The sequence below is a fragment of the Ilyobacter sp. genome, from assembly GCF_041583315.1.
Classification (GTDB): domain Bacteria; phylum Fusobacteriota; class Fusobacteriia; order Fusobacteriales; family Fusobacteriaceae; genus Ilyobacter.
The window spans coordinates 1-3,996 of the sequence record NZ_JBFHGC010000258.1 but is presented as its reverse complement, the minus strand read 5'-3'; the positions used below and the strand labels follow the sequence as shown (position 1 = coordinate 3,996).

General features: G+C 38.1%; 4 protein-coding genes and 1 pseudogene. 4 read left to right on the top strand and 1 reads right to left on the bottom strand.

The features are described from left to right. Positions 1 to 223 (top strand): transcription antitermination factor NusB (gene nusB, locus ABZA26_RS09440; RefSeq protein WP_372714273.1); only part of this gene is annotated, 223 nt, incomplete at its 5' end. A gap of 139 nt (positions 224 to 362) precedes the next feature. Continuing rightward, positions 363 to 1,607 carry an 8-amino-7-oxononanoate synthase gene (gene bioF, locus ABZA26_RS09435; protein ID WP_372714272.1) on the top strand — a complete coding sequence of 415 codons (1,245 nt, stop codon included), beginning with the start codon at positions 363 to 365 and terminating at the stop codon, positions 1,605 to 1,607. A 54-nt stretch (positions 1,608 to 1,661) separates the two neighbouring features. On the opposite strand, the gene ABZA26_RS09430 is transcribed toward bioF, so the two are convergent. Further along, the gene (locus ABZA26_RS09430; protein WP_372714271.1) at positions 1,662 to 2,318 is read right to left on the bottom strand and encodes a Crp/Fnr family transcriptional regulator; all 657 of its coding nucleotides are present in this window, start codon (positions 2,316 to 2,318) and stop codon (positions 1,662 to 1,664) included. 132 nt (positions 2,319 to 2,450) lie between these two features. Between ABZA26_RS09430 and ABZA26_RS09425 the strand changes: the two genes are divergently transcribed. Together ABZA26_RS09425 and ABZA26_RS09420 are read left to right on the top strand one after the other, a co-directional pair. After that, the gene (locus tag ABZA26_RS09425) at positions 2,451 to 3,755 is read left to right on the top strand and encodes a thymidine phosphorylase (protein ID WP_372714270.1); all 1,305 of its coding nucleotides are present in this window, start codon (positions 2,451 to 2,453) and stop codon (positions 3,753 to 3,755) included. Between the two features lie 3 nt (positions 3,756 to 3,758). After that, positions 3,759 to 3,996, top strand: a pseudogene (locus tag ABZA26_RS09420) (2-deoxyribose-5-phosphate aldolase); the annotation flags it as partial.

Here is a 3,996-nt window from a genome sequence, read left to right as displayed (position 1 = left end):
TGAAATCCAAAAGACCATTGAGGAAAATATGACCGGATGGACTTTAGACAGGATAGGAAATGTAGAAAGGACTCTTTTAAAGTTTGCAACATATGAGCTATTAAAAGAAGACGTAGGGTATGAAATAGTCATAAATGAAATCGTGGAACTTGCTAAGAAATATGGTGAAGAAAAGTCTCACGAGTTTATTAATGGAGTTTTGGCTAAAATAGTAAATAAATAAGAGGCCTTAGAGGGCTTCTTTTTTTATGAGATAAATAAAGTTAATTTAAAGATTTTACAAAAAAAGAACAAGAGGTTATACTTTAGTTATAGCAGTGAAAAATCTGTTTCTGACAGATGTGGACTAACGGAGGTCAAGTATGATGAAAGAGATAAAAGAAAAGCTGGTTTCCTTAAAAGGAGAAGGGCTTTTCAGAGAGATTAAAAATATAGAAAAATTAGAGGGAAAATATATATGGATGGAAGGGAAAAAATACCTGGATTTTTCTTCTAGTAATTACATAGGATTCAGAGATGATGTGAGAATAATAGAAGCTGCCAAAGATGCCCTGGAAAAATACGGAATGGGAAGTGGAGCCAGCCGTGTAGTTGTAGGGACTGCAAATCTTTATAAAGAGTTGGAAGAACTTATTGCATTAGAAAAAAGAAAAGAAGCTTCCCTTATTTTTAACAGTGGATATGATGCCAATCTTGGTATAATATCCACTATAGTAGGGAAAAATGACGTGGTCTTTTGTGACAAGCTAAATCACGCAAGCATTTATGACGGTATAGCACTGAGCGGAGCCAAAATGATGAGATTTAGACATAATGATATGAAGGACCTGGAGAATAAACTTAAAATGTTCAGAAAAGGTTATAAAAGGGCCCTGATTGTTGTGGATTCCGTGTTTAGCATGGACGGAGACAAAGCTGACCTAAAAGAGATGGTGAGACTCAAGGGAAAATATGATGTTACTCTCATGATAGATGAAGCCCACGGTGGCGGAGTACTGGGAGAAAATGGTCTGGGTCTGGCTGAGGAGCTTGATATACTGGAACAGATAGATATAAATATGGGTACCTTTTCAAAGGCTTATGGATCTCAGGGAGCCTATGTGGCAGCCTCAAAAGAGGTCATAGACTACCTGGTAAACCACTGCAGGAGTCTTATATACACCACATCCATGCCACCGGTAGTGGTGGCAGCAAGTTTAGAAGCTATGAAGCTGACAAAGAACGAAAAAGAGAGAAGAAAGCATCTGAAATATTTAGGTGACCATCTCCGTGCTAAACTGAAGGAAGCGGAAATAGAGACACTGGAGAGCTCTACTCAAATAGTACCTGTGGTAGTGGGAGACAACGAGGAAACACTGGGGCTCAGTATTTTTCTGAAAGATCATGGTATAATGGCCCCGGCAATAAGAAAGCCAACAGTCACAACACCGAGAATAAGGATTTCCCTGAGCTCCAACCACAGTGAGGAGGATATAGATTTTCTTGTGGAAACGGTATTGGAATATACTCATAGAAAACGTAGCAAGAAAGACAAAGTAATGAAATGGGTAAAAAATGTACTGAACAAAACGAATGTCCATGGCAAGAAAAATGAAAAAAATAAATAAAAAATTTAAGGCTGCCGTTCTCTTATCCGGCAGCCTGTTTTTTTAAAAAAAATTCTAGATGTTAACTGAGTAGTTTTTTAGTTCTTCTCTTTTGAGGGTTATTATTTTTTTTCTGTCTTTTCTTATTATCCCCTCTTCAGAAAGAATTTTTATAACTCTTGAGAGGTTTCGGTAGCTCACATTGAGCTGTGCAGCCAAGTCTACCAGTGAATTAAAGTTGATCTCATAGTTGTTTTTTATAAGGTGATTTGCAAGAACTGTTTTCAATGAATAGCTCCCCTTTAGTATTATGGCTCTGTTTGTCCTAAGAAGTTTTTTATTGCACTCTATAGCCAGAAGCCTCCAGAATTTTGGGTTCTCTTCCAGATATTTTTTTGCGACATCAAAGGGAAGAAGAATAGCTGTAGAGGCATCAGCTGCAACAACGTCAAACATGGCGTCTTGGTTATTCATATATTCTAGGTCTCCTATAAGCTCAAGGGGGAAAAGGTTGTTTATAAAAAGCTTGTTTCCTGACATCATGATACTGTTTATCTCTACGAGGCCTTCCACTAAAAAATAGATATACAATACCGGTTTGTAAGCATTGAATATTATCTCTCCCTTGGCATATTTCTTTATTTTGAGGAAACGTCTGATCTCAGAAGGAAAAACTTCTTCCAGCTCAAATTTTTTGATATAGTTTTCAAGTTTATTTAAATTATTTATCATAAATGGCCACCTGTCCTATTTTTTTATATTAGAATTTTATATCATATTTTTGAGATAAAATATACAAAAAACAGGTTAAATTTAAAAAAAATGTATAATAAATTGTAAGCTTCTATTTAAGGGAGGTAAGTTATGAGGGCAGTTGATATAATACAAAAAAAGAGGGACAAGGAGATTCTCTCGAAAAAAGAGATAGATTTTTTACTGGGAGAATACTTGGCCGGAAATATACCTGACTACCAGATGTCGTCTTTTTTGATGGCAGTTTACTTTAACGGGATGACAACTGATGAGCTAAAATTTTTTACTGAAAAAATGATTAATTCAGGTGATACGATAGATTTTCCTGGGACCCACAAATTTCTGGTGGACAAACATTCTACAGGAGGAGTCGGAGATAAGACGACAATAGCCCTGGCACCTATATTTGGAGCCCTGGGTATGGGAACTGCCAAACTTTCAGGAAAGGGTCTCGGTCATACTGGGGGGACCATAGATAAATTTGAGTCTATAGATGGATTTAAATTTTCCCAGACAAAGGAAGAACTTGTAAAACTAGTGAATGAAACAGGCACTGGGATAATGGGGTATTCAGACAGGATAGTTCCCCTAGATAAAAAGCTCTATTCCCTGAGAGACGTCACAGCCACTGTGCCGAGTATACCTCTCATAGCCAGCTCAATCATGGGGAAGAAGCTTGCTGTACACGCAGATGCCATAATACTGGATGTAAAGGTGGGCTCAGGTGCCTTCATGAAAGATCTTACCCAGGCCAGGGACCTTGCAAAGACCATGTATGAACTGGGAAAGTCTTTTGACAGAAATATAGTATGTCTTCTTACTAATATGGACCAGCCCCTTGGAAATGCTGTAGGTAACTCCTTAGAGGTTATAGAGGCTATAGAGACTTTGAAAGGCAAAGGACCGGAAGATTTTACCGAACTTGTATATACCCTTGCAGCTCAGGCACTTATGATGAAAGGGGATGTCCCTAGCATTGAGGCCGGGGAAAAAAGAGTAAAAGAGATTATTGAAAACGGTCAGGCTCTTGAAATGCTGAAAAAGTTCATAAAAGGAAGCGGGGGAAATCCAGATGTATGTGACGATTACTCACTCCTTCCTACAGCAAAGGAAAAAGACGTATTCTCTGCTTCAAAATCAGGATATATAGAGCATCTTAACGCAGAGCTTATAGGAAGAGCTGCGATGATGCTAGGAGCAGGAAGAGCTACCAAAGATGATATTATAGACCACTCTGTGGGAATAGTGATGTGCGCCAAGGTGGGAGATAAGCTAGAAAAAGGCGATGCCATTCTGGATATATTCCACAACGGAAACCTTAGAGAAGAAGTTTTGGAGACTCTTGCAGAAGCAGTTGTAATCTCTGAAAATAAAACAGAGAAGCAGGATATAATTTTGGAAATTATAGGGGGATAACAGATGAAAATTAATAAGTATATTGACCACACAGTATTGAAAGCCACAACAGTTAAAGAAGATATTGTGAAACTTTGTCAGGAAGCAAAAGAGTACGGATTCTTTTCTGTGTGTGTAAACGGGTGTTATGTCTCTCTGGCATCAGAGGAACTAAGAGGAACAGATGTAAAGATAGCTGCGGTAGTGGGATTTCCTTTAGGAGCTATGAGCTCTGAGGCAAAGGTATTTGAAGCAAAAAAGT

Coding starts and splice junctions, on each gene's coding strand:
- bioF (WP_372714272.1), top strand. CDS start 363: ATGATGAAAGAGATAAAAGAAAAGCTGGTTTCCTTAAAAGGAGAAGGG.
- ABZA26_RS09425 (WP_372714270.1), top strand. CDS start 2,451: ATGAGGGCAGTTGATATAATACAAAAAAAGAGGGACAAGGAGATTCTC.
- ABZA26_RS09430 (WP_372714271.1), bottom strand. CDS start 2,318: ATGATAAATAATTTAAATAAACTTGAAAACTATATCAAAAAATTTGAG.